The sequence below is a fragment of the Kosakonia pseudosacchari genome (genome assembly GCF_900184035.1).
Taxonomy (GTDB): Bacteria; Pseudomonadota; Gammaproteobacteria; order Enterobacterales; family Enterobacteriaceae; genus Kosakonia; species Kosakonia pseudosacchari.
Window position 1 is genome coordinate 453,994 of sequence record NZ_FXWP01000010.1, and the last position, 25,150, is coordinate 479,143.

24 protein-coding genes and 1 rRNA gene are annotated in these 25,150 nt (G+C 53.6%); 17 read left to right on the top strand and 8 right to left on the bottom strand.

Annotation, left to right across the window (positions count from 1 at the left end; all coding sequences use genetic code 11):
• Positions 1-2: 2 nt before the first annotated feature.
• From bamA to tilS, 12 genes are all read left to right on the top strand, one after another.
• Entirely contained in the window at positions 3-2,420 is a 2,418-nt protein-coding gene (gene bamA / locus BN2591_RS08470) for an outer membrane protein assembly factor BamA (RefSeq protein ID WP_086870630.1), read from the top strand.
• A 117-nt stretch (positions 2,421-2,537) separates the two neighbouring features.
• Positions 2,538-3,032 (top strand): molecular chaperone Skp, encoded by a 495-nt coding sequence (gene skp, locus BN2591_RS08475; RefSeq protein ID WP_020456611.1) that lies wholly within the window; start codon positions 2,538-2,540, stop codon positions 3,030-3,032.
• 3 nt (positions 3,033-3,035) lie between these two features.
• Positions 3,036-4,064 carry a UDP-3-O-(3-hydroxymyristoyl)glucosamine N-acyltransferase gene (lpxD, locus tag BN2591_RS08480; RefSeq protein WP_086870631.1) on the top strand — a complete coding sequence of 343 codons (1,029 nt, stop codon included), beginning with the start codon at positions 3,036-3,038 and terminating at the stop codon, positions 4,062-4,064.
• Positions 4,065-4,225: 161 nt separating this feature from the next.
• The gene (gene fabZ / locus BN2591_RS08485) at positions 4,226-4,681 is read left to right on the top strand and encodes a 3-hydroxyacyl-ACP dehydratase FabZ (RefSeq protein ID WP_017458006.1); all 456 of its coding nucleotides are present in this window, start codon (positions 4,226-4,228) and stop codon (positions 4,679-4,681) included.
• Between the two features lie 3 nt (positions 4,682-4,684).
• Entirely contained in the window at positions 4,685-5,473 is a 789-nt protein-coding gene (lpxA, locus tag BN2591_RS08490; RefSeq protein WP_086870633.1) for an acyl-ACP--UDP-N-acetylglucosamine O-acyltransferase, read from the top strand.
• Positions 5,473-6,621 carry a lipid-A-disaccharide synthase gene (gene lpxB, locus BN2591_RS08495; protein ID WP_086870635.1) on the top strand — a complete coding sequence of 383 codons (1,149 nt, stop codon included), beginning with the start codon at positions 5,473-5,475 and terminating at the stop codon, positions 6,619-6,621. The genes lpxA and lpxB overlap by 1 nt, the downstream gene beginning before the upstream one ends.
• Positions 6,618-7,214: a ribonuclease HII gene (gene rnhB, locus BN2591_RS08500; RefSeq protein WP_086870637.1), complete on the top strand. Its 597-nt coding sequence runs from the start codon at positions 6,618-6,620 to the stop codon at positions 7,212-7,214. The genes lpxB and rnhB overlap by 4 nt, the downstream gene beginning before the upstream one ends.
• A 39-nt stretch (positions 7,215-7,253) precedes the next feature.
• Entirely contained in the window at positions 7,254-10,736 is a 3,483-nt protein-coding gene (gene dnaE, locus BN2591_RS08505) for a DNA polymerase III subunit alpha (protein ID WP_086870639.1), read from the top strand.
• 12 nt (positions 10,737-10,748) lie between these two features.
• Positions 10,749-11,708: an acetyl-CoA carboxylase carboxyl transferase subunit alpha gene (accA, locus tag BN2591_RS08510; protein WP_086870641.1), complete on the top strand. Its 960-nt coding sequence runs from the start codon at positions 10,749-10,751 to the stop codon at positions 11,706-11,708.
• A 99-nt stretch (positions 11,709-11,807) separates the two neighbouring features.
• Positions 11,808-13,946, top strand: coding sequence for a lysine decarboxylase LdcC (locus BN2591_RS08515; protein WP_086870643.1), 2,139 nt, complete (start codon positions 11,808-11,810; stop codon positions 13,944-13,946).
• A gap of 58 nt (positions 13,947-14,004) precedes the next feature.
• Complete coding sequence (locus BN2591_RS08520) at positions 14,005-14,394, top strand: VOC family protein (RefSeq protein ID WP_086870645.1); 390 nt, start codon at positions 14,005-14,007, stop codon at positions 14,392-14,394.
• A gap of 62 nt (positions 14,395-14,456) precedes the next feature.
• Positions 14,457-15,752, top strand: coding sequence for a tRNA lysidine(34) synthetase TilS (gene tilS, locus BN2591_RS08525; protein ID WP_086870647.1), 1,296 nt, complete (start codon positions 14,457-14,459; stop codon positions 15,750-15,752).
• 27 nt (positions 15,753-15,779) lie between these two features.
• Here the strand turns inward: tilS and rof are convergent, their stop codons facing one another.
• Together rof and BN2591_RS08535 are read right to left on the bottom strand one after the other, a co-directional pair.
• Positions 15,780-16,040: a Rho-binding antiterminator gene (gene rof / locus BN2591_RS08530; RefSeq protein WP_017458015.1), complete on the bottom strand. Its 261-nt coding sequence runs from the start codon at positions 16,038-16,040 to the stop codon at positions 15,780-15,782.
• Positions 16,027-16,227: a YaeP family protein gene (locus BN2591_RS08535; protein ID WP_017458016.1), complete on the bottom strand. Its 201-nt coding sequence runs from the start codon at positions 16,225-16,227 to the stop codon at positions 16,027-16,029. The genes rof and BN2591_RS08535 overlap by 14 nt, the downstream gene beginning before the upstream one ends.
• Before the next feature lie 195 nt (positions 16,228-16,422).
• Here BN2591_RS08535 and BN2591_RS08540 point away from each other — a divergent pair, with 195 nt between their 5' ends.
• The 3 genes from BN2591_RS08540 to nlpE are packed head-to-tail and all read left to right on the top strand — an operon-like array spanning position 16,423 to position 18,121.
• Complete coding sequence (locus tag BN2591_RS08540; RefSeq protein ID WP_017458017.1) at positions 16,423-16,971, top strand: YaeQ family protein; 549 nt, start codon at positions 16,423-16,425, stop codon at positions 16,969-16,971.
• Entirely contained in the window at positions 16,968-17,390 is a 423-nt protein-coding gene (gene arfB / locus BN2591_RS08545) for an alternative ribosome rescue aminoacyl-tRNA hydrolase ArfB (protein WP_017458018.1), read from the top strand. The genes BN2591_RS08540 and arfB overlap by 4 nt, the downstream gene beginning before the upstream one ends.
• Before the next feature lie 35 nt (positions 17,391-17,425).
• Positions 17,426-18,121 carry an envelope stress response activation lipoprotein NlpE gene (gene nlpE, locus BN2591_RS08550; RefSeq protein WP_086870649.1) on the top strand — a complete coding sequence of 232 codons (696 nt, stop codon included), beginning with the start codon at positions 17,426-17,428 and terminating at the stop codon, positions 18,119-18,121.
• Between the two features lie 208 nt (positions 18,122-18,329).
• On the opposite strand, the gene proS is transcribed toward nlpE, so the two are convergent.
• From proS to metN, 6 genes are all read right to left on the bottom strand, one after another.
• A complete protein-coding gene (gene proS, locus BN2591_RS08555) occupies positions 18,330-20,048 on the bottom strand; it encodes a proline--tRNA ligase (protein ID WP_086870651.1) in 1,719 nt (572 codons plus the stop codon).
• Between the two features lie 112 nt (positions 20,049-20,160).
• Positions 20,161-20,868, bottom strand: a complete 708-nt coding sequence (gene tsaA / locus BN2591_RS08560) for a tRNA (N6-threonylcarbamoyladenosine(37)-N6)-methyltransferase TrmO (RefSeq protein WP_086870653.1) — start codon at positions 20,866-20,868, stop codon at positions 20,161-20,163.
• Entirely contained in the window at positions 20,865-21,269 is a 405-nt protein-coding gene (gene rcsF, locus BN2591_RS08565; protein WP_086870655.1) for an Rcs stress response system protein RcsF, read from the bottom strand. Before rcsF ends, tsaA begins: the two co-directional genes overlap by 4 nt.
• Before the next feature lie 108 nt (positions 21,270-21,377).
• The gene (locus tag BN2591_RS08570) at positions 21,378-22,193 is read right to left on the bottom strand and encodes a MetQ/NlpA family lipoprotein (RefSeq protein WP_086870657.1); all 816 of its coding nucleotides are present in this window, start codon (positions 22,191-22,193) and stop codon (positions 21,378-21,380) included.
• A gap of 42 nt (positions 22,194-22,235) precedes the next feature.
• Entirely contained in the window at positions 22,236-22,889 is a 654-nt protein-coding gene (locus BN2591_RS08575) for a methionine ABC transporter permease MetI (protein WP_086870659.1), read from the bottom strand.
• The gene (gene metN, locus BN2591_RS08580) at positions 22,882-23,913 is read right to left on the bottom strand and encodes a methionine ABC transporter ATP-binding protein MetN (protein ID WP_086870661.1); all 1,032 of its coding nucleotides are present in this window, start codon (positions 23,911-23,913) and stop codon (positions 22,882-22,884) included. The genes BN2591_RS08575 and metN overlap by 8 nt, the downstream gene beginning before the upstream one ends.
• 189 nt (positions 23,914-24,102) lie before the next feature.
• On the opposite strand from metN, the gene gmhB reads away from it, so the two are divergent.
• Positions 24,103-24,669 (top strand): D-glycero-beta-D-manno-heptose 1,7-bisphosphate 7-phosphatase, encoded by a 567-nt coding sequence (gene gmhB / locus BN2591_RS08585; RefSeq protein ID WP_045512055.1) that lies wholly within the window; start codon positions 24,103-24,105, stop codon positions 24,667-24,669.
• Positions 24,670-25,042: 373 nt separating this feature from the next.
• Positions 25,043-25,150, top strand: a 16S ribosomal RNA gene (locus tag BN2591_RS08595); the annotation flags it as partial.

Below are 25,150 nucleotides of genomic sequence, written 5' to 3' on the forward strand. Positions count from 1 at the left end.
CGATGGCGATGAAAAAGTTGCTCATAGCGTCGCTGCTGTTTAGCAGCGCCACCGTATACGGTGCTGATGGATTCGTAGTGAAGGATATTCATTTCGAAGGCCTACAGCGTGTCGCCGTTGGTGCGGCCCTCCTCAGTATGCCAGTTCGTCCTGGCGATACGGTGAATGATGAAGATATCAGTAACACCATTCGCGCGTTGTTTGCCACCGGCAACTTCGAGGATGTTCGTGTCCTGCGTGATGGTGATACGCTCCTCGTTCAGGTGAAAGAACGCCCGACAATCGCCAGCATCACCTTCTCCGGCAACAAGTCGGTGAAAGATGACATGCTGAAACAGAACCTTGAAGCTTCTGGCGTCCGTGTGGGGGAATCACTGGATCGCACCACCCTCTCCGATATTGAAAAAGGGCTGGAAGACTTCTATTACAGCGTGGGTAAGTACAGCGCCAGCGTCAAAGCTGTCGTCACCCCATTGCCGCGTAACCGTGTTGACCTGAAGCTGGTCTTCCAGGAAGGCGTTTCCGCGCAAATCCAACAGATTAACATTGTCGGCAACCATGCCTTCACGACGGAACAGCTGATCTCCACTTTCCAGCTGCGTGATGAAGTGCCGTGGTGGAACGTTGTCGGCGATCGTAAGTACCAGAAACAGAAACTGGCGGGCGACCTGGAAACCCTGCGCAGCTACTATCTGGATCGTGGTTACGCACGTTTCAACATTGATTCGACTCAGGTTAGCCTGACGCCGGACAAAAAAGGCATCTACATTACGGTTAACGTAACCGAGGGCGATCAGTACAAACTCTCTGGTGTGCAGGTTAGCGGTAATCTCGCAGGCCACTCTGCGGAAATTGAAAGCCTGACGAAAATCGAGCCGGGTGAGCTGTATAACGGCGCCAAAGTGACCAAAATGGAAGATGACATTAAAAAGCTTCTTGGTCGCTATGGTTACGCCTATCCGCGCGTTCAATCGCAGCCTGAAATCAACGACACGGACAAAACGGTTAAACTGCATATCAACGTCGATGCTGGTAACCGCTTCTATGTGCGTAAGATCCGTTTTGAAGGTAACGATACCTCTAAAGATTCCGTACTGCGTCGCGAAATGCGCCAGATGGAAGGGGCGTGGCTGGGCAGCGATCTGGTCGATCAAGGTAAAGAGCGTCTGAACCGTCTGGGCTATTTTGAAACGGTCGATACGGAAACCCAGCGTATTCCGGGTAGCCCGGATCAGGTTGATGTTGTCTATAAGGTAAAAGAGCGTAACACCGGTAGCTTTAACTTCGGCGTTGGCTACGGCACCGAGAGCGGCGTCAGCTTCCAGGTTGGCGTTCAACAGGATAACTGGTTAGGTACCGGCTACTCTGTCGGTATCAGCGGGACCAAAAACGACTATCAGACCTACTCAGAGTTCTCCGTCACCAACCCGTACTTTACGGTGGATGGCGTGAGCCTCGGCGGTCGTATCTTCTATAACGACTTTAAAGCTGACGATGCGGATCTGTCGTCCTATACCAACAAGAGCTACGGTCTTGATGGTACGCTCGGTTTCCCGATCAACGAATACAACACGCTGCGCGCCGGCTTAGGCTATGTTCATAACAGCCTGTCGAAGATGGAACCGCAGGTGGCAATGTGGCGTTACCTGGATTCCGTGGGACAGAACGCCAGCACGCAGAACGACAGCAACGGTTATTCGGCGGATGATTTCACCTTTAACTACGGCTGGACTTACAACAACCTTGACCGCGGCTATTTCCCGACGAAAGGTTCACGCGTCAACCTGAACGGTAAAGTAACGGTTCCGGGCTCGGATAACGAGTTCTACAAAGTCACTGTCGACACCGCTTCCTACTTCCCGATTGACGACGATCACAAATGGGTGGTCTTAGGTCGTACACGTTGGGGCTACGGTGATGGTTTAGGTGGCAAAGAGATGCCGTTCTATGAGAACTTCTACGCAGGTGGCTCCAGCACCGTGCGTGGCTTCCAGTCCAACAACATTGGTCCGAAAGCGGTTTACTACGGCGGTAACAACCAGAGCAACTGTAAGAACACGATTGCAGACTCAATCTGTAAGTCTGATGATGCGGTGGGCGGTAACGCCATGGGCGTTGTCAGCGCCGAGCTGATTACACCGACGCCGTTTATCAGTGATAAATACGCCAACTCTGTGCGTACCTCGTTCTTCTGGGATGCGGGTAGCGTGTGGGATACAAACTGGCAAAATACCGCGCAGATGAAAGCGCTGGGTATTCCGGATTATAGCGATCCGAGCAATATCCGCATGTCAGCCGGTATCGCATTACAATGGATGTCCCCATTGGGGCCGTTGGTTTTCTCCTACGCCCAGCCGTTTAAAAAGTACGATGGAGACAAAGCGGAACAGTTCCAGTTTAACATTGGTAAAACCTGGTAACGCCGTACTGCAATGGAATGCACCAGCAGTGTAGTGATGGCTGAGGTTTTCAATAGAAAGCCCGGCCACGCAAAGAACTGTACCTCCGGGTACAAACGGGATGGTAAGGAGTTAATTGTGAAAAAGTTGTTATTAGCTGCAGGTTTCGGTTTGGCAATGGCTGCGTCGGCTCAGGCCGCTGACAAAATTGCGATTGTTGATATGGGTAGCCTGCTGCAGCAGGTTGCGCAGACTTCCGGCGTTTCTCAGACGATGAAAAACGAATTCGGCGGCCGCGCGAGCGAACTGCAAAGCATGGAATCCGACCTGCAAGCAAAAGCACAGCGTTTGCAGCGCGATGGTTCCACGATGAAGGCAAGCGATCGCAGCAAGCTGGAAAAAGACATCACTTCTGGTCGTCAGGCATTTGCTCAAAAAGCGCAGGCTTTCGAGCAGGATCAGGCCCGTCGTTCTAATGAAGAACGTGGCAAACTGGTGACTCGTATCCAGACCGCAGTGAAAAAAGTGGCTTCTGATCAGGGTGTTGATCTGGTTATTCCTTCCAACGCCGTTATTTACAACAGCAACGATGTAAAAGACATCACTGCTGATGTACTGAAACAGGTTAAATAAGTAATGCCTTCAATTCGACTGGCTGATTTAGCTCAGCAGTTGGATGCAGAACTACACGGTGATGGCGATATCGTCATCACCGGCGTTGCGTCCATGCAATCTGCCGTAGCGGGCCACATCACTTTCATGGTCAATCCTAAGTACCGTGAACACCTGACCGCATGTCAGGCCTCTGCCGTTGTAATGACGCAGGACGATCTTCCTTTTGCCAACAGCGCTGCGCTGGTCGTAAAAAATCCTTACCTGACCTACGCACGTATGGCGCAAATTCTTGATACCACGCCGCAGCCTGCGCAAAACATCGCGCCTGGAGCAGTAATTGATCCAACGGCTCAGCTGGGTAGCAACGTAGCAATTGGCGCGAACGCCGTGATCGAATCTGGCGTCAGCCTGGGCGATAACGTGGTCATCGGTCCGGGTTGCTTCGTTGGGAAAAATACGAAAATTGGCGCGGGTTCGCGTCTGTGGGCCAATGTATCCATTTACCATGAGATTGAGATCGGTGAAAATTGCCTGATCCAATCAGGCACGGTGATAGGTTCTGACGGCTTTGGCTATGCCAACGATCGTGGCAACTGGGTTAAAATCCCACAGCTTGGTCGCGTCATTATCGGCAATAACGTCGAGATCGGCGCATGTACCACAATCGATCGTGGTGCGCTGGATGACACTCGTATTGGTAATGGCGTCATCATCGATAATCAGTGTCAGATTGCACATAACGTTGTGATTGGCGACAATACCGCGGTTGCTGGTGGCGTTATCATGGCGGGTAGTTTGAAAATTGGTCGCTATTGCATGATTGGCGGCGCCAGCGTAATCAACGGGCACATGGAAATTTGCGACAAGGTTACCGTAACGGGGATGGGGATGGTCATGCGTCCTATCACTGAGCCGGGTATTTACTCCTCAGGTATCCCGCTGCAACCGAATAAAGTGTGGCGAAAAACCGCAGCCCTGGTGATGAATATTGATGATATGAGCAAGCGCCTGAAAGCTATCGAGCGCAAGGTTAATCAGCAAGACGAATAATTCATCCGCATAACGCTTGTACACAGAAGAATTCGGGGGACAGAAAAGCCTCTGCACCTCGAAGAATAAAGTGTATATACTTCCCGGCCTGTTGGCATTCTTATGATTGCCGCGGGCCGTGTTATTATTGCCTTTTAGTATATTTGGACAGGAAGAGTATTTTGACTACTGACACTCATACTCTGCACATTGAAGAGATCCTGGAGCTTCTGCCGCACCGCTACCCGTTCTTACTGGTTGATCGCGTGCTGGATTTTGAAGAAGGTCGTTTTCTGCGCGCAGTCAAAAATGTTTCGGTAAACGAGCCGTTTTTCCAGGGGCACTTTCCTGGCAAACCGATTTTCCCGGGCGTGCTGATTCTTGAAGCAATGGCGCAGGCAACCGGTATTCTGGCGTTTAAAAGCGTTGGTAAACTGGAGCCGGGTGAGCTGTATTACTTCGCCGGTATCGACGAAGCGCGCTTTAAGCGTCCTGTTGTGCCAGGCGATCAGATGATCATGGAAGTCACTTTCGAAAAAACCCGCCGTGGCCTGACCCGTTTTAAAGGGGTTGCGCTGGTAGACGGTAAAATTGTTTGTGAAGCTACTATGATGTGTGCACGTAGCCGGGAGGCCTGATACGTGATTGATAAAACCGCCTTTATTCATCCTACCGCCATTGTTGAAGACGGTGCCGTTATCGGTGCTAACGCTCACATTGGCCCATTTTGTATTGTGGGACCTCACGTCGAAATTGGTGAGGGTACCGTACTGAAATCTCATGTCGTCGTGAATGGTCATACGACTATCGGTCGTGACAACGAGATTTATCAGTTCGCCTCCATCGGCGAGGTTAACCAGGATTTAAAATATGCTGGTGAACCGACTCGTGTGGAAATTGGCGATCGCAACCGCATCCGCGAAAGCGTCACCATCCACCGTGGCACAGTACAGGGTGGTGGATTAACGAAGGTGGGTAGCGATAACTTGCTGATGATCAATGCGCACATTGCGCACGATTGCATCGTTGGGAATCGCTGTATCCTCGCAAATAACGCAACGTTGGGGGGACATGTTTCCGTCGACGACTTTGCAATCATCGGTGGCATGACCGCAGTGCATCAGTTCTGCATTATCGGTGCGCACGTGATGGTTGGCGGCTGTTCTGGCGTTGCCCAGGACGTACCGCCTTACGTGATCGCTCAGGGCAACCATGCCACACCGTTCGGTGTGAACATTGAAGGTCTGAAACGTCGCGGCTTTAGCAGAGAAGCGTTAGTGGCTATTCGTAACGCGTACAAATTGCTGTACCGCAGCGGTAAAACGCTGGAAGAGGCGAAACCGGAAATTGCTGAGCTTGCTGCTAAGCATCCGGAGGTTGACGCATTCATGCAATTCTTTGAGCGTTCAACACGTGGTTTGATCCGTTAATGATCGACGCGCGTCCTCTTACGATAGCCCTCGTCGCCGGAGAAACCTCCGGCGATATTCTTGGTGCCGGTCTTATCCGTGCGCTGCGGGCTCGCCTGCCGAATGCGCGTTTTGTTGGTGTCGCCGGGCCGCGTATGCAAGCCGAAGGCTGCGAAGCCTGGTATGAAATGGAAGAGCTGGCGGTAATGGGCATCGTTGAGGTGCTGGGCCGTTTGCGCCGTCTGCTGCATATCCGCGCCGATTTAACCCGTCGTTTTAGCGAACTGAAACCGGATGTCTTTATCGGCATTGACGCACCGGACTTCAACATTACCCTCGAAGGCAATCTTAAAAAGCAGGGTATCAAAACCATCCATTATGTCAGTCCGTCCGTCTGGGCGTGGCGACAAAAACGCGTTTTCAAAATCGGCAGAGCTACCAATCTGGTGCTCGCGTTTCTGCCTTTCGAAAAAGCGTTTTACGATAAATTTAATGTCCCGTGCCGTTTTATCGGCCATACCATGGCGGATGCCATGCCGCTGGATCCTGATAAGAACGCGGCGCGGGCGCACCTGGGTATTGCCGATAACGTGCATTGTCTGGCTTTACTGCCGGGTAGTCGCGGGGCGGAAGTCGACATGCTGAGCGCGGACTTCCTGCGCACCGCGCAGTTGTTGCGTGAGCGCTACCCCGATCTGGAAGTGGTGGTGCCGCTGGTTAATGCGAAACGGCGTGAACAGTTTGAACGCATCAAAGCGGAAGTCGCGCCGGAGCTGCCGGTGCATATGCTGGATGGCCAGGCGCGGGAGGCGATGATCGCCGCAGACGCTGCGCTGCTGGCCTCGGGAACCGCTGCGCTGGAGTGCATGCTGGCGAAATGCCCGATGGTCGTTGGCTATCGTATGAAGCCATTCACTTTCTGGCTGGCAAAACGTCTGGTAAAAACGCCTTATGTTTCGCTGCCAAACTTGCTTGCCGGGCGTGAGCTGGTGAAAGAGTTGCTCCAGGATGAATGCAATCCCCAGGCGCTCGCTGCCGCGCTGGAACCCTTACTGGCCAACGGCAAAACCAGTCACGAGATGCACGACATTTTCCGCGAATTGCATTTGCAGATTCGCTGCAATGCCGATGAACAGGCGGCTGACGCCGTACTGGAGTTAGCACAATGATAGAGTTTGTTTATCCGCATACGCATTTGGTCGCGGGTGTGGATGAAGTCGGTCGCGGCCCGTTGGTGGGCGCGGTGGTGACAGCGGCGGTGATCCTTGATCCCGAGCGTCCTATTGTCGGTCTGAACGATTCTAAAAAATTATCCGAAAAACGTCGTTTGTCGCTCTGCGATGAGATCAAAGAGAAAGCGCTGGCCTGGAGCCTGGGCCGCGCAGAGCCGCATGAAATCGACGAGTTGAATATTTTGCATGCCACCATGCTGGCGATGCAGCGTGCTGTTGCCGGGCTGGCAATCGCGCCCGAGTTCGTGCTGATCGACGGTAACCGTTGCCCGGCTTTGCCGATGCCTTCGCTGGCGGTGGTAAAAGGCGATAGCCGTGTCGCAGAAATTAGCGCCGCATCGATTCTCGCCAAAGTGGCGCGCGATGCGGAGATGGCAGCACTTGATATCATTTTTCCGCAATATGGTTTTGCGCAGCATAAAGGCTATCCTACGGCTTTCCATCTGGAGAGACTGGCGGAGCACGGCGCAACCGAGCATCACCGACGCAGCTTTGCGCCGGTCAAACGCGCGTTGGGTCTTGCGTCCTGATTCTTGTGAACGTGAAATAAACCAGGCTGGAATCTAAAAATGGCTGAACCACGTTTCGTACACCTGCGGGTGCATAGCGACTATTCCATGATTGACGGGCTGGCGAAAACCGGGCCGCTGGTGAAAAAGGCGGCCGCGCTCGGCATGCCTGCGCTGGCGATCACCGATTTTACCAACCTGTGTGGTCTGGTGAAGTTTTACGGAACGGCGCACGGTGCCGGGATGAAACCAATCGTTGGTGCCGATTTTCATGTGCAAAGCGATCTGCTCGGTGACGAGCTGACGCAGCTCACCGTTCTCGCTATCAACAATACGGGTTATCAAAACCTGACACTGCTTATTTCGCGTGCCTACCAGCGTGGTTATGGCGCGCTCGGCCCGTGGATCGACCGAGATTGGCTGGTAGAACTCAATGAAGGGCTGATTCTGCTTTCCGGCGGGCGCATGGGCGACGTGGGTAAAAGTGTGCTGCGTGGCAATAGCGCACTGGTAGAGCAGTGCCTTGAGTTCTATAAAACCCATTTTCACGATCGCTACTACCTGGAGCTGATCCGTACGGGGCGAGCGGACGAAGAGTCTTACCTGCATGCCGCCGTCGCGCTGGCAGAAGAGCATGGCTTGCCGGTAGTTGCGACCAACGATGTGCGGTTTATTGATGCCGGCGACTTCGACGCCCATGAGATCCGCGTGGCGATCCACGACGGTTTTACCCTCGACGATCCCAAACGCCCGCGTAACTATTCGCCGCAGCAATACATGCGCAGCGAAGAGGAGATGTGCGAGCTCTTCTCGGATATCCCGGAAGCGCTGGAGAACACGGTCGAAATCGCCAAACGCTGTAACGTCACCGTGCGTCTTGGCGAATACTTCCTGCCGCAGTTCCCGACAGGTGATATGACCACTGAGGATTTCCTCGTGGCGAAATCCAAACAGGGGCTGGAAGAACGACTGGCCTTCCTCTTCCCGGATGAAAACGTGCGCGCTGAAAAGCGCCCACCTTACGATGAACGTCTCGATGTTGAACTCCAGGTTATCAACCAGATGGGGTTCCCGGGCTACTTCCTCATCGTGATGGAATTTATCCAGTGGTCAAAAGATAACGGCGTGCCGGTAGGGCCGGGGCGTGGTTCCGGTGCGGGTTCGCTGGTCGCTTATGCGCTGAAAATTACCGATCTTGATCCGCTGGAATTTGACCTGCTGTTCGAACGTTTCCTTAACCCGGAACGTGTGTCGATGCCTGACTTCGACGTCGATTTCTGCATGGAAAAACGCGACCAGGTTATCGAGCACGTGGCGGATATGTACGGGCGCGATGCGGTATCGCAGATCATCACCTTTGGTACCATGGCGGCGAAAGCGGTTATCCGCGACGTTGGCCGTGTGCTTGGTCACCCGTATGGCTTTGTAGACCGCATTTCAAAACTGGTGCCGCCCGATCCGGGGATGACGCTGGCCAAAGCGTTTGAAGCCGAACCACAACTGCCGGAAATTTACGAAGCCGACGAAGAAGTCAAAGCGCTGATTGATATGGCGCGTAAGCTGGAAGGGGTCACGCGAAACGCCGGGAAACACGCCGGTGGGGTGGTTATCGCGCCAACCAAAATTACCGACTTTGCGCCGCTGTATTGTGATGAAGCCGGTCAGCACCCGGTTACCCAGTTCGATAAAAACGATGTGGAATATGCGGGCCTGGTGAAGTTTGACTTCCTCGGGCTGCGAACGCTGACCATCATTAACTGGGCGCTGGAAATGATTAACGCCCGGCGCGAGAAGAATGGCGAGCCGCCACTGGATATCGCCGCTATTCCGCTGGATGACAAGAAAAGTTTCGACATGCTGCAACGCTCGGAAACCACAGCGGTTTTCCAGCTTGAATCCCGCGGCATGAAAGATCTGATCAAACGCCTGCAGCCCGACTGCTTCGAAGATATGATCGCGCTGGTGGCGCTGTTCCGGCCGGGTCCGCTGCAATCGGGCATGGTGGATAACTTCATCGACCGTAAACACGGGCGTGAAGAGATCTCCTACCCGGATGTTCAATGGCAGCACGAGAGCCTGAAGCCGGTGCTGGAGCCAACCTATGGCATCATTCTGTATCAGGAACAGGTGATGCAGATTGCCCAGGTGCTTTCCGGTTACACCCTTGGCGGCGCGGACATGTTGCGCCGTGCAATGGGCAAGAAAAAGCCGGAAGAAATGGCCAAGCAGCGCGGCACGTTTGAAGAAGGCGCGAAGAAAAACGGCGTCGATGGCGAACTGGCGATGAAAATCTTTGACCTGGTGGAAAAATTCGCCGGTTACGGATTTAACAAATCGCACTCTGCCGCCTATGCTTTGGTGTCATACCAGACGCTGTGGCTGAAGGCGCACTATCCGGCCGAGTTTATGGCGGCGGTAATGACCGCCGATATGGACAACACCGAGAAAGTGGTCGGCCTGGTCGATGAGTGCTGGCGCATGGGGCTGAAAATTCTGCCGCCGGATATCAACTCGGGTCTGTACCATTTCCACGTCAATGACGATGGCGAAATTGTTTACGGCATTGGCGCGATCAAAGGCGTGGGTGAAGGGCCGATCGAGGCGATCATTGAAGCGCGTAACAACGGCGGCTATTTCCGTGAACTGTTTGATCTGTGCGCCCGCACCGACATCAAAAAACTCAATCGTCGGGTGCTGGAAAAATTGATTATGTCCGGGGCGTTTGATCGCCTTGGCCCGCATCGCGCCGCGCTAATGAACGCGCTGGGCGATGCGCTGAAAGCCGCCGATCAGCACTCGAAAGCAGAAGCGATTGGGCAGGCAGATATGTTTGGCGTGCTGGCAGAAGAACCGGAGCAGATCGAGCAGTCCTACGCCAGCTGCCAGCCATGGCCGGAACAGGTGGTGCTGGACGGCGAGCGTGAAACGTTAGGGTTGTACCTGACCGGGCACCCGATTAACCAGTATTTAAAAGAAATTGAGCGCTATGTCGGAGGCTACCGGCTGAAAGACATGCATCCGACCGAACGTGGGAAAGTGACCACGGCGGCGGGGCTCGTCATTGCCGCGCGGGTTATGGTCACCAAGCGCGGCAATCGTATCGGCATCTGTACCCTGGATGACCGTTCCGGGCGTCTTGAAGTGATGTTGTTCACTGACGCCCTGGATAAATACCAGCAACTGCTGGAAAAAGACCGCATACTTATCGTCAGCGGACAGGTCAGCTTTGATGACTTCAGTGGGGGGCTTAAAATGACCGCCCGCGAAGTGATGGACATTGACGAAGCCCGGGAAAAATATGCCCGTGGGCTTGCTATCTCGCTGACGGACAGGCAAATTGATGACCAGCTTTTAAACCGACTCCGTCAGTCTCTGGAACCCCACCGTTCGGGAACCATTCCAGTACATCTCTACTATCAGAGGGCGGATGCGCGCGCGCGATTACGTTTCGGCGCAACGTGGCGCGTCTCTCCGAGCGATCGTTTACTCAACGATCTGCGTGGCCTCATAGGTTCGGAGCAGGTGGAACTGGAGTTTGACTAATACAGGAATACTATGAGTCTGAATTTCCTTGATTTCGAACAGCCGATTGCTGAGCTGGAAGCGAAAATCGATTCTCTGACCGCCGTTGGCCGTCAGGATGAAAAACTGGATATTAACATCGACGAAGAAGTGCATCGTCTGCGTGAAAAAAGCGTTGAGCTGACACGTAAAATTTTCGCCGATCTTGGCGCATGGCAGGTCGCGCAGTTGGCTCGTCATCCGCTGCGTCCATACACCCTGGATTATGTCCGCCTGGCTTTCGACGAGTTCGACGAACTGGCTGGCGATCGCGCTTACGCTGACGATAAAGCCATTGTTGGCGGGATCGCGCGTCTGGATGGGCGTCCGGTGATGATCATCGGTCACCAGAAAGGCCGCGAAACCAAAGAGAAAATCCGCCGTAATTTCGGTATGCCAGCGCCGGAAGGTTATCGCAAAGCGCTGCGTCTGATGGAAATGGCAGAACGCTTTAACATGCCGATCATTACCTTTATCGACACGCCGGGTGCTTATCCGGGTGTGGGCGCGGAAGAGCGTGGTCAGTCTGAAGCGATCGCGCGTAACCTGCGTGAAATGTCCCGCCTGAACGTGCCGGTTATCTGCACTGTGATTGGTGAAGGCGGCTCCGGCGGCGCACTGGCGATTGGTGTGGGCGATAAAGTGAATATGCTGCAATACAGCACCTATTCTGTTATCTCTCCGGAAGGCTGCGCATCGATTCTGTGGAAAAGTGCCGACAAAGCGCCGCTGGCTGCCGAAGCGATGGGGATTATCGCCCCGCGTCTGAAAGAGCTGAAACTGATCGACTCGATCATTCCGGAACCGCTGGGCGGCGCTCACCGTAACCCGGAAACGATGGCGGCTTCGCTGAAAGCGCAGCTGCTGGCCGATCTGGCCGATCTGGAGGTGCTGAGCAAAGATGATCTGCGTAACCGCCGTTACCAGCGTCTGATGAGCTACGGCTACGCCTGATCCTCATCCCACTCTGAAAAGCCGCACCGCTGTGCGGCTTTTTTTATACCTGCCGTTTAGCTCAACTATGCTTAGCTAAGGTTTTTAACGGAGGTAGCCGTGAATATTATTGCCATCATGGGACCACATGGCGTTTTCTATAAAGATGAGCCAATTAAGGAGCTGGAGCAGGCATTACAGGCGCAGGGTTTTCAACTTATCTGGCCGCAAAACAGCACCGACTTACTGAAATTTATCGAACACAACCCACGCATCTGCGGTGTTATCTTTGACTGGGACGAGTACTCCCTCGATCTGTGCAGCGAAATCAATCAGCTTAACGAATATCTCCCGCTGTACGCCTTTATCAATACCCACTCGACGATGGACGTCAGCATCCAGGATATGCGCATGGCGCTGTGGTTTTTCGAGTATGCGCTGGGTGTGTCCGAAGATATTGCTACGCGTATCGGTCAGTACACCCGCGAGTACCTGGAAACCATCACACCACCGTTTACCCGGGCGCTGTTTACCTATGTGAAAGAGGGCAAATATACCTTTTGTACACCCGGGCATATGGCGGGTACGGCTTATCAGAAAAGTCCGGTTGGCTGCCTGTTTTACGATTTTTTCGGTGGCAATACGTTAAAAGCGGATGTCTCTATTTCGGTCACGGAGTTGGGCTCGTTACTGGATCACACAGGCCCGCATCTGGAAGCCGAAGAGTATATCGCCCGCACCTTTGGCGCTGAGCAGAGCTACATGGTGACCAACGGTACTTCCACGTCGAATAAAATTGTCGGCATGTATGCCGCTCCGGCCGGTAGCACCTTGTTGATTGACCGTAACTGCCATAAGTCACTGGCGCATTTGCTGATGATGAGTGACGTTACACCGCTATGGCTGAAACCCGGGCGCAATGCGCTGGGGATTCTGGGCGGTATTCCACGCCGTGAATTTACCCATGCCAGCATCGAACAGAAGGTGGCAAAAACGGCAGGCGCTCGCTGGCCGGTACACGCGGTTATCACCAACTCCACCTATGACGGATTGTTGTATAACACCGACTGGATCAAAAAGACGCTCGATGTGTCATCGATCCACTTCGATTCCGCCTGGGTTCCGTATACCAATTTTCACCCGATCTACGCCGGGAAAAGCGGTATGAGCGGCGAGCGGGTACCGGGAAAAGTGTTCTTCGAGACCCAGTCGACGCACAAAATGCTGGCAGCATTTTCGCAGGCGTCGCTGATTCATATTAAAGGTGAATATGATGAAGACACCTTTAACGAAGCCTTTATGATGCACACCACCACCTCGCCGAGTTACCCGCTGGTGGCCTCTATCGAAACGGCGGCTGCGATGCTGCGTGGGAATCCTGGCAAACGGCTGATTAATCGCTCCGTCGAGCGCGCGCTGCATTTCCGTAAAGAAGTTCAGCGGCTGAAAGATGAAGCCGATGGCTGGTTCTTTGATATCTGGCAGCCAGAAGAGATTGAAGAGGCGGACTGCTGGCCGGTTGCGCCCGGTGATGCATGGCACGGTTTCCGCGACGCGGATGCCGACCATATGTTTCTCGATCCGGTTAAAGTGACCATTCTGACGCCGGGGATGGACGAGCAGGGTAATATGAGCGACGAAGGGATCCCGGCGGCGCTGGTGGCGAAATTCCTTGATGAGCGCGGCGTGGTGGTCGAGAAAACCGGACCCTATAATTTGCTGTTCCTGTTCAGTATTGGCATTGATAAAACCCGTGCGATGGGTTTGCTGCGCGGGTTGATGGAGTTTAAACGCGCCTACGATCTGAATCTGCGCGTGAAGAATATGCTGCCGGATCTTTACGCCGAAGATCCCGATTTCTACCGCAATATGCGCATTCAGGATCTGGCGCAGGGGATCCATAAGCTCATCCGCCAGCACGATCTTCCACGCTTAATGCTGCAAGCGTTTGATGTGTTGCCGGAAATGAAGCTGACACCGCACCAGGCCTGGCAGCGGCAAATTCAGGGCGAGGTGGAAACCATTGAGCTGGAGCGGCTGATCGGGCGGATTTCGGCGAATATGATCCTGCCTTATCCGCCAGGCGTGCCGCTGGTGATGCCCGGCGAAATGATCACCGAAGCGAGCAGAGCCGTGCTGGATTTCCTGTTGATGCTCTGCGCCATTGGCCGCCACTATCCTGGTTTTGAGACGGATATTCATGGTGCGAAGCGGGACGAAGAGGGCGTTTATCGGGTACGAGTCTTAAAAAGCCGCTGATCTATTGCGGGCAAACACCGGCAGGCGTAACGTTCTGGCATTCAGAAAAGGAGAAACTATGCTGGGTTTAAAACAGGTTCATCATATTGCCATCATCGCTACGGACTACGCGAAGAGCAAAGCGTTTTACTGCGATATCCTGGGGTTTACGCTGCAAAGCGAAGTCTATCGCGAAGCGCGTGATTCATGGAAAGGCGACCTGGCGCTGAACGGTCAGTATGTGATTGAGCTGTTTTCTTTCCCGTTCCCGCCTGCGCGTCCCAGCCGGCCAGAAGCCTGTGGGCTGCGCCATCTGGCCTTTAGCGTTGATGATATCGACAAGGCAGTGGCGCATCTGGCTGCTCACGGTGTGCAGTGTGAAGAAATCCGCATCGATCCCTGCACCGATAAACGCTTCACCTTCTTTACCGATCCTGATGGCCTGCCGCTGGAGCTTTATCAGCAGTAGTACTTGCCACTTCCGCGAATGCCCGGTAACGTGCCGGGCATTACTCCGTTTTGATAATCGCTATGACCGCGCCCTTTTTTGCATCAATGCCAACCACATCGCGCCAGTTTCTGGTGGCGTTTAGCGGTGGGCTGGATTCGACCGTCCTGCTGCATAAATTGATGCTTTGGCGTCAGCAATTACCCGAACTCAAGCTGCGAGCTATTCATATTCATCACGGGCTTAGTCCGCACGCCGATGCATGGGCGGAGCATTGTGAGGATATTTGCGCGCGCTGGCAGATCCCGCTTCGCGTCATTCGCGTTCAACTGGTGAACAACGGGGAAGGGATTGAAGCGCAGGCGCGCAACGCACGTTATCAGGCGTTTGCGGAGGCATTGATGCCCGGTGAAGTGCTGGTTACGGCGCAGCATCTGGACGATCAATGCGAAACGTTCCTGCTGGCGTTAAAACGCGGCAGCGGGCCTGCCGGGCTGGCGGCCATGCCCGAAAGCATGCCGTTTGCCGGAACCCAGCTTATTCGTCCGTTACTGACACAAACTCGCGATGAGCTGCACCAGTGGGCGCTTCACCATGCGCTGTCGTGGATCGAGGATGAAAGTAACGCCGACGCCAGCTTCGATCGTAATTTTTTACGCTTGCAGGTTTTACCGGCACTGACCGCGCGCTGGCCGCATTTTGCTGATGCCGTTGCGCGTAGTGCCGCGCTGTGTGGCGAACAAGAGCGGTTACTTGATGAGCTACTGGCGGAGGAACTTGATGCGGCGACGACGGCTGAAGGGGCGCTGGAACTTGCCCCTCTATTTGCGCTAAGCGATGCGCGCCGTCGGGCACTATTGCGGCGCTGGCTGGCGCAGCGCGGTGCAGTCATGCCATCACGCGCCATGCTTGACCGCTTGTGGCAGGAAGTGGCGCTGGCACGTGAAGATGCTTCACCGTGTCTGCGACTCGGCGAGTTTGACGTGCGTCGTTATCAGTCGAGCCTGTGGTGGATCCGCACAATTGAAAGCCAGCGCGATACGCTACTGCCGTGGCTGGCACCTTTCGAACCGCTACTATTACCGGCGAATCTTGGTGAGCTTTTGCTGTTAGCGGGGGGCGAAATCCGCCCGCCCAACGCTGGCGAGGCGGTTTCGATCCGTTTTCAGGCTCCCGGTATGTTGCATATCGTTGGGCGCAGCGGCGGGCGCAAGCTGAAGAAAATCTGGCAGGAACTCGGTGTGGCGCCCTGGCGACGCGATACCACGCCGCTGCTGTTTTATGGTGAAACGTTGATTGCGGCGGCGGGGCTATTTGTCACGCGGGAAGGGGCGAAAAGCGCGGAGCAAACGGGCGTACGACTTGAGTGGCGAAGATAACGGGCAACAGGCGCTGCCCGCAAAATGTCAGGACTCGCTCACCACAACGGTGCCGATTTCAGGATGGCTGAAGCTGGCAATTTTATCGAGACGCAGTTCGCGCGCGGCGCCTGCGACATCAACCACCAGATACTCCACATTTTTACGTGAGACTAAATCGTTGGCTTTGGCGCTGAGCACCTCGCCGTCTTTCATTTCCAGCTTCAATAAAAGATGATGCTGGCAGGCGAGTTCAAGGTTGTCATAGTCATCACAGTTGATGGGTTGATAGGCATCATTCATTGACATAATCGCTCACCAGTAAGTTCGCGGCAGCATACGCCGCCTTTTCCCTGACCGACTCTGAAAGGGTGTCATCCGACGCCATTTCATTCAGCACTTTCAACACGCACCCCAGCGCATCCGGGATATACCCTAAATCTCCGCTGGCGATTTCCGCATAACGTCTGCGTACTAACTCACAATAATTGTTCACATCACCTCCTGTCAGCAACCTGACTTTACTGTGAGATAACACTAAGCCTACGAAGTTAAACTCTGTTTAGCAAGGTGACTATACCACAGCTTATTCGTCATTATCAGGGCGATGAATACCCACTGCGACAAGAGATAACAGCGCTTTATGCTTATATTCGCTACAATAGCGGCCATTTTATGAAGGAGCGGTGACATGGCATTAAAAGCGACAATTTATAAAGCGACGGTGAACGTTGCCGATTTGGATCGTAATCAGTTTTTAGATGCAACGCTGACGCTGGCTCGCCATCCTTCCGAGACGCAAGAACGCATGATGCTGCGCCTGCTGGCGTGGATGAAATACGCGGATGAACGCCTGCAATTTACCCGCGGTCTCAGCGCTGACGATGAACCGGAACTCTGGTTACGCAATGATTATCTGGGTATCGATTTGTGGATTGAGCTGGGGCTGCCGGATGAAAAACGGCTGAAGAAAGCCTGCTCACAGGCGAAAGAGGTGGCGCTTTTTACCTATAATTCACGCGCGGCGCAGATCTGGTGGCAGCAGAATCAGTCGCGCTGCTCGGTGTTTAGCAATCTGAGTATCTGGTATCTGGATGATGCGCAACTGGCCGGTTTGAGTGCGTTTGCCAGCGATCGCACCATGACGCTGCAAGCAACTTTGCAGGATGGCGCTATCTGGTTATCGGATGAGAGTCAGAATTTGGAGATCCACCTTGAAGCCTGGCAGCAGCCGCAATGATTGAGATCTCCCGTTCGGTCTCGATTGCTGACGACGAGCTGGAAATCACGGCTGTGCGGTCGCAGGGTGCGGGCGGGCAGCATGTTAATAAGAGCTCAACGGCGATCCACCTGCGTTTTGACATCCGGGCTTCAAGCCTGCCAGAGTATTACAAAGCGCGTTTACTGGAAGCGTCGCACCATCTGATTAGCAGTGAAGGCTGGGTGGTGATAAAAGCACAGGAATATCGCAGCCAGGAGATGAACCGCGAAGCGGCAATTGCTCGTCTGGTAGCGTTAATTAAAGAATTAACCGTTGTGCAAAAGAGCCGTCGGGCAACGCGACCAACCCGCGCATCAAAAGAGCGCCGGTTATCTGGCAAGGCGCAAAAGTCGTCGGTAAAGGCGTTACGCGGTAAAGTTCGTGGCCATGAAGGCTGACGGGTACTAACAGAATTGAGCATAAGGAATCGGGTGTGAAAAAAGCGATTTTATCTGTGCTGGCAGGGTGTACGCTCTTTGCGCTTTTCGGATGTAACAACCGTGGCGACGTCGAGACGGTGCAGCCAGCACACGTTGAAGAATTGAAACCGATGCAGCAAAGCTGGCGCGGTGTATTGCCCTGCGCGGATTGCGAAGGCATTGAAACCTCTCTGTTTCTGGATAAAGACGGTAGCTGGGTGATGAACCAGCGCTATCAGGGAGGAAAAGCGCCCGCAGTGTTTGCCACGTATGGTAACTGGGCGCGTACGGCGGATAAACTGATCCTCACCGATACGCACGGTGATAAAACCTTTTTCCGCGCCAAAGGCGATGCGCTGGAGATGCTTGATCGGGAAGGCAATCCCATCACTTCTCAGCTCAATTACACGCTACAGCCTGTAAAAGCCGCGCTACCTGCGACGCCAATGGCGATGCGTGGCATGTATATGTACATGGCGGATGCGGCAGTATTTACCGATTGCGCAACCGGCAAGAAGGTAACCGTTGCCAGCAATGCGCAGCTTGAGCGTGACTATGCGGCCGCACGCGGAACAGAAACCAAACCTATTCTGCTGGTGGTCGAAGGGCATTTCACCGTTGAGCCAAATCCGGACACCGGTGCGGCGCAGAAAGTGCTGGTGACGAATAAACGCGGTAAGTTTAGCCCCAATAAAGGCTGTGATGATTAAGCATTAGCAGTGCAAAAACCGCCTTCACAGAAGGCGGCATGATTTATCATGAAGGGCATGCGAAACCTGCGTTTACAATGAAACCTCTGTTGATCATGCTTGATTTAAGCCCAGTAATAATAAGGCAGCGCTAAAACCAGATGCCCGTCATGTGGTTTTCCGGTAGTGATAAAAAAGCCCCGCAGTGCGGGGCTTTTTGTTGGCTCGCTTAGCCTTTGATGGCGTTAACCAGATAGTTGAGGATATCCCCGGTTTTGATCAGCTGCTTCTCGCCATTGCGACGGTATTTATATTCGATATCGTCATTGTCGAGGTTGCGATCGCCAATCACCACCGTGTGCGGGATACCGATCAGTTCCATATCGGCAAACATCACACCCGGGCGCTCTTTACGATCGTCCATCAGCACTTCAATACCCTGCGCACGCAGCTCAGCGTAGAGTTTTTCCGCCAGCTCCTGCACACGATAAGATTTGTGCATGTTCATTGGCAGCAGTGCGACCTGGAACGGCGCAATTGCGTCTGGCCAGATGATCCCGCGCTCGTCGTGGTTCTGCTCAATGGCCGCAGCCACTACGCGCGTTACGCCGATACCGTAGCAACCCATAGTCAGGATCTGGTTGCGACCATCTTCACCCTGCACGGCGGCATTCAGCGCCTGGGAGTATTTGGTGCCCAACTGGAAGATGTGACCAACTTCGATACCGCGTTTAATAAGCAGCGTCCCTTTGCCGTCCGGGCTCGGATCGCCGGCAACAACATTACGAATATCTGCCACTTCCGGGGTGACCACATCACGATCCCAGTTGATGCCAAAGTAGTGTTTGCCATCAATATTCGCGCCAGCGGAGAAATCGCTCATCGCCGCAACGGTACGGTCAATCACGACCGGAATCGGCATATTCACCGGACCAAGTGAACCCGGGCCTGCGTTCACTACCGCGCGGATTTCCGCTTCGGTGGCGAAGGTCAACGGCGCGGCAACCTGCGGCAGTTTTTCCGCTTTAACTTCGTTCAGCTCATGATCGCCGCGCACCAGCAGCGCAACCAGCGGATAGCTGCTGCCTTCAACGGCTTTAACCAGCAGAGTTTTCACGGTTTTTTCAATCGGCAGGTTGAACTGCTCAACCAGCTCAGCGATGGTTTTGGCGTTCGGCGTATCAACCAGCGTCATTTCCTGCGTTGCTGCAGCGCGCGGCTCTTTTGGTGCCAGCGCTTCGGCAAACTCAATGTTGGCGGCAAAATCGGAAGAGTCAGAGAAGATCACATCGTCTTCACCGCTCTGCGCCAGCACCTGGAATTCGTGCGAGGCGCTACCGCCGATCGAGCCGGTATCTGCCTGTACGGCGCGGAAATCCAGACCCATACGGCTGAAGATTTTGCTGTAGGCGGCGTACATGGCATCGTACGTCTCCTGCAGCGATTCCTGAGAGGTATGGAAAGAGTAAGCATCTTTCATCAAGAATTCGCGCGAACGCATTACGCCAAAACGCGGGCGCACTTCGTCACGGAACTTGGTCTGGATCTGGAAGAAGTTCAGCGGCAACTGTTTGTACGAGTTCAGCTCGTTACGAATCAGGTCGGTGATCACTTCTTCATGCGTTGGGCCGAGGACAAATGGACGATCGCCGCGATCGACAAAACGCAGCAGTTCCGGGCCATATTGCTCCCAGCGGCCGCTTTCCTGCCACAGGTCGGCGGGCTGCACTACTGGCATGGACACCTCAATCGCACCGGCGTTATTCATCTCTTCACGCACGATGTTTTCGACTTTTTTCAGAACGCGCAAACCGGTTGGCAGCCAGGTGTATAACCCGGAGGCCAGTTTGCGGATCATCCCGGCGCGCAGCATCAGCTGGTGGCTGATGACTTCGGCGTCGGCAGGCGTCTCCTTCAGAGTGGAGAGCAAGTATTGGCTAGTACGCATGTTGTTACGGTTCCATTTGGACAATCGGAACAGGCCTAAGACAGGCCTGACACAGAAAAAAGTGGTTTAGTTTATCAGCCTGGCAGAGATGCCAAAAGAGAGGGGGATAAAATTAGCGCGCTTCGAGCGCAAACACTTCAAAGCCGCCATCGGTTACGCGCCAGCGCACGTTAAAATCCAGCAGCCAGACGGCGTAAGTTTTTCCCTGCTCTTCCCCTTTTTTATAAGCCGGGCGCGGATCCTGCGCCAGCACTTCGCACAGAAAGGTTTTGAAATGCGGGTAGCGCTTTTCAAGCCCACTAAGCTGCGCTTCGACATCCGGTGTAAAGGTGACGGCGACATCAGCCGCGGGTGCCTGTTGCGCGTAACTGGCTTGCGCATCCGGCAAGGCTTCAGCAAACGGCAAATAGGGTTTGATATCCACCACCGGCGTGCCATCGACCAGATCAAGACTGCCAAGTTGTAAAATCACCTGATCTTTCTGGCAGCGGATGCCGTGCAACTCAACCAGAGACATCCCGATCGGGTTGGGGCGGAAGGTCGAACGCGTGGCGAAAACGCCCATCCTCGCATTTCCTCCCAGCCGGGGCGGGCGCACAGTTGGCCGCCAGCCGCCTTCCATCGTTTGATGAAATACGAAAAGCACCCACAGGTGGCTGAAATCTTCAAGACCACGCACGGCATCGGGCTGGTTATAAGGAGGAAGCAAGTGAAGTTCGCCGCCGCCATGTTTCACAAGGCCTGGCTGGCGCGGTACGGCGAACTTCTCTTTATAGGGTGAGCGGATAACGCCGATTTGCTCGAAAGCAAATGTACTCATTTGGATGAGATATTGAGTGCAGAACCTACGCAAACCGCCTGACGGTAACAACCCGGCGTGCCGCTGGTCACTTCGCAGCTGTGCTGCAGAACCGCGTTAGCTTTCAGCTTAGATGCATTGATCTGCATGCGTTTACGCGCGGTAGGGATATTCGGCGGAGAGTCCTGATTGCTAGCCTGGCAAGATTCGCCGGTAACTTCGCCCAGATCGCGGAACGGTTTACCCACCAGTTCAGTGGCATCCGTAATGACCCGTACAGGGGCAGGACGGGTGACTTTCGGTTTCTCCGGTTCTACTTTTGGCGCCGCAGCGGTGCTTTTTACAGGTTCGACAGGAGATCTGCTTAGCAAGGAGCAGCCACTTAGCATGAGTGCTAATAAACAGATCGGTAAAGCACGCATAATATATCCTCGAAGTAATTTTCTTAACGCCGCTTATTGAATCAGGCGCATGCACAAATGACAAGGCGGGCTTGCGCCCGCCTTGAATGATATTACAGACTGAGGAGATTACCAGCCTTTCACTGCACCGCCGTTGAAGACTTTTCTTGCTGCTTCGCTAACTTCGTCAGACTGGTAAGCCTGAACGAATTTCTTCACGTTTTCCGCGTCCTTGTTATCTTCACGCGCGACGATCAGGTTGACGTACGGGGAGTCTTTATCTTCAACGAAGATGCCGTCTTTTTCCGGCGTCAGGCCAATCTGGCTGGCGTAAGTAGTGTTGATGACCGCCAGAGCAATTTGCGCATCGTCCAGTGAACGCGGCAGTTGCGGAGCTTCCAGTTCAACAATTTTCAGGTTTTTCGGGTTTTCGGTGATATCCAGCACGGACGGCTGCAGACCTACACCATCTTTCAGTTTGATAAGACCCTGTTTTTGCAGCAGCAACAGCGAACGGCCGAGGTTGGTTGGGTCGTTCGGAATCGCTACCTGAGAACCATCCTGTAGCTCAGACAGCGCTTTGATTTTTTTGGAGTAGCCAGCGATGGGGTAAACGAAAGTGTTGCCGACCGGAACCAGTTTGAAGCCACGGTCTTTGATCTGCTGATCCAGATACGGTTTATGCTGGAAGGCGTTCGCGTCAATGTCGCCTTTACTCAGCGCTTCGTTCGGCAGCACGTAGTCGTTAAAGGTAACCAGCTCAACGTCCAGACCATATTTCTCTTTGGCGACTTTCTGGGCGACTTCAGCAACTTGCTCTTCCGCACCCACAATCACACCGACTTTAATGTGATTAGGATCTTTTTCGTCCTGGCCGCAACCAGCCAGCGCCAGAGAACCCAGCAGAGCACCTACTGCCGCAAAGGTCTTGAATTTAAAAGCCATGCTATTTTCCTTTCTATCTGAGTCGTTATGTTGTGTGTAACGTTATTTATGCGTCACAGCCCGGACGATACGATCGCCAGCGAACTGAATTAAGTAAACCAGCACCACGAGCAATATTAGTACGGTATTCATCACTAACGGATCGTAGGTCACGTAACCGTAGCGGATACCCAACTGACCTAAACCGCCTGCACCGACGGCGCCGCCCATCGCTGAGTAACCCACCAGGGTAATCAGCGTAATGGTCGCCGCGTTAATCAGTCCCGGCAGCGCTTCTGGCAGCAGAACTTTGCGGATGATCTGCATCGGGGTTGCGCCCATGGCGCGTGATGCTTCAATCAGACCCGCAGGCAGCTCCAGCAGGGTATTTTCTACCATGCGGGCAATAAACGGCGCGGCACCGACGGTCAGTGGAACGATAACCGCATAGAGGCCAATAGATGTGCCAACAATCACGCGGGTGAAGGGGATCATCCACACCAGCAAAATGATAAACGGGATGGAGCGAAAAATATTCACCAGGGCGGAAATCACGCGATACAGCCCCGGGTTTTGCATGATCTGACCCGGACGCGTCACATACAGCAGTACGCCAAACGGCAGACCGACGATAAAACCCAGCAGGCCTGAAGCAAAGGTCATAAATAATGTTTCCCAGATGCTGCGGGCAAAAAGCCACATCATTGCCTCAGACATAACCGAGTACCTCTACTTTTACATGGTGTTCCTGCAACCAGGCGATTGCCGCCTGGGTATCCTCCGGGGTGCCGTGCATTTCGGTCAGCATAATGCCGAACTTCACGCCGCCCGCATAATCCATCTGCGCGCTGATAATGTTGTTGTTCACGTTAAAACGACGCGCCGTTTCCGACAGCAGCGGGGCATCGACGGACTGACCGGTAAACTCCATCCGCAACATCGGTACGCTGTCCGCTTGCGGCTGCGCCTGTAAGCGCTGGAGGTAATCTTCCGGAATATCCAGGTGCAGCGTGGACTGTATAAACTGCTGCGCCAGCGGTGTTTTCGGATGGGAGAACACTTCGCTCACCGTGTCCTGTTCAATCAGCTCACCGTTGCTGATTACCGCCACGCAATCACAAATGCGTTTTACCACATCCATTTCATGCGTAATGAGCAGGATGGTCAGCCCGAGGCGACGGTTAATATCTTTGAGCAGTTCAAGAATAGAACGTGTTGTGGCGGGATCTAAGGCGCTGGTGGCTTCATCACATAACAACACTTTCGGGTTGCTGGCCAGCGCACGTGCAATGGCGACACGCTGTTTTTGCCCGCCGGAAAGATTGGCCGGGTAACTGTCGTGCTTATCAGCCAGACCTACCAGCTCGAGAAGTTCTGCCACCCGGCGATTGATCTCTTCGCGCGGGGTATTATCCAGTTCCAGCGGTAAAGCAACGTTACCGAAAACGGTTCGTGAAGAGAGCAGATTAAAGTGCTGGAAGATCATGCCAATTTGGCGGCGCGCTTTGGTTAATTCCGCTTCTGACAGTTGCGTCAGATCCTGGCCGTCGACCAGTACACTGCCCTGCGATGGGCGTTCAAGCAAGTTCACGCAGCGGATAAGCGTACTTTTCCCCGCGCCTGACGCGCCAATAACGCCATAAATTTGGCCAGCAGGAACGTGCAGGCTAACGTTGTTAAGCGCCTGAATCGTACGGTTTCCTTGCTGGAACACTTTGGTGATATTCGAAAGTTTAATCATTAGATTATTTTTATCGTATGAGAGTTAGCCGTGGCATTTTCTTCTGCCGGTTACGACTTTCAGCCGTAAACAGAGCGGATGGTAAGGCATCCAGACGTCTAAATCAATGTTGCTCATCAACGATGAGCACTTTCCTGTGTAGCGAAACATGAGATACTAAGAACATATGCCTTTTTCAGGAGCAAACCCGTGGCAAAGTCTGTACCCGCTATTTTTCTCGATCGTGATGGCACTATTAATGTTGATCACGGCTACGTCCATGAGATTGATGAATTTGAATTTATTGACGGCGTTATTGATGCCATGCGCGAACTGAAAGAAATGGGTTATGCGTTGGTGCTGGTGACTAACCAGTCTGGTATCGCGCGCGGAAAATTCACCGAGGCGCAGTTTGAAACGTTAACCGAATGGATGGACTGGTCTTTAGCCGATCGCGGCGTTGATTTGGACGGCATCTACTATTGCCCACATCACCCGCAGGGAACTGTGGAAGAGTTCCGTCAGGTTTGTGACTGCCGTAAACCGCACCCGGGCATGCTCATCTCGGCGCGCGATTTTCTGCACATTGATATGGCCGCTTCTTATATGGTTGGCGATAAGCTTGAAGATATGCAGGCGGCATCTGCTGCACAAGTAGGAACAAAAGTACTGGTACGCACCGGTAAACCTGTCACGCCGGAAGCTGAAAATAGCGCCGATTGGGTAATTAATAGCCTTGCGGAGCTGCCTGCAGCCATTAAAAAGCACCAAAAATAGCCGTTATGACGAAAAGATGAGCGGTTGAAATAAAAATGTGTTTTTCCGCTTGTCATTCAGCCCCGGCTCCCTATAATGCGCCTCCATCGACACGGCGGATGTGAATCACTTCACACAAACAGCCGGTCCGGTTGAAGAGAAAAAATCCTGAAAATCAGGGTTGACTCTGAAAGAGGAAAGCGTAATATACGCCACCTCGCGACAGAGCGCTGAAGCGCGTCGCACCTGCTCTTTAACAATTTATCAGACAATCTGTGTGGGCACTCAGGGTGACTGGATTCTTGAACGTCGCAAGACGAAAAATGAATACCAAGTCTCAGTGAGTGAACACGTAATTCATTACGAAGTTTAATTCATCGAGCATCAAACTTTTAAATTGAAGAGTTTGATCATGGCTCAGATTGAACGCTGGCGGCAGGCCTAACACATGCAAGTCGAACGGTAGCACAGAGAGCTTGCTCTCGGGTGACGAGTGGCGGAC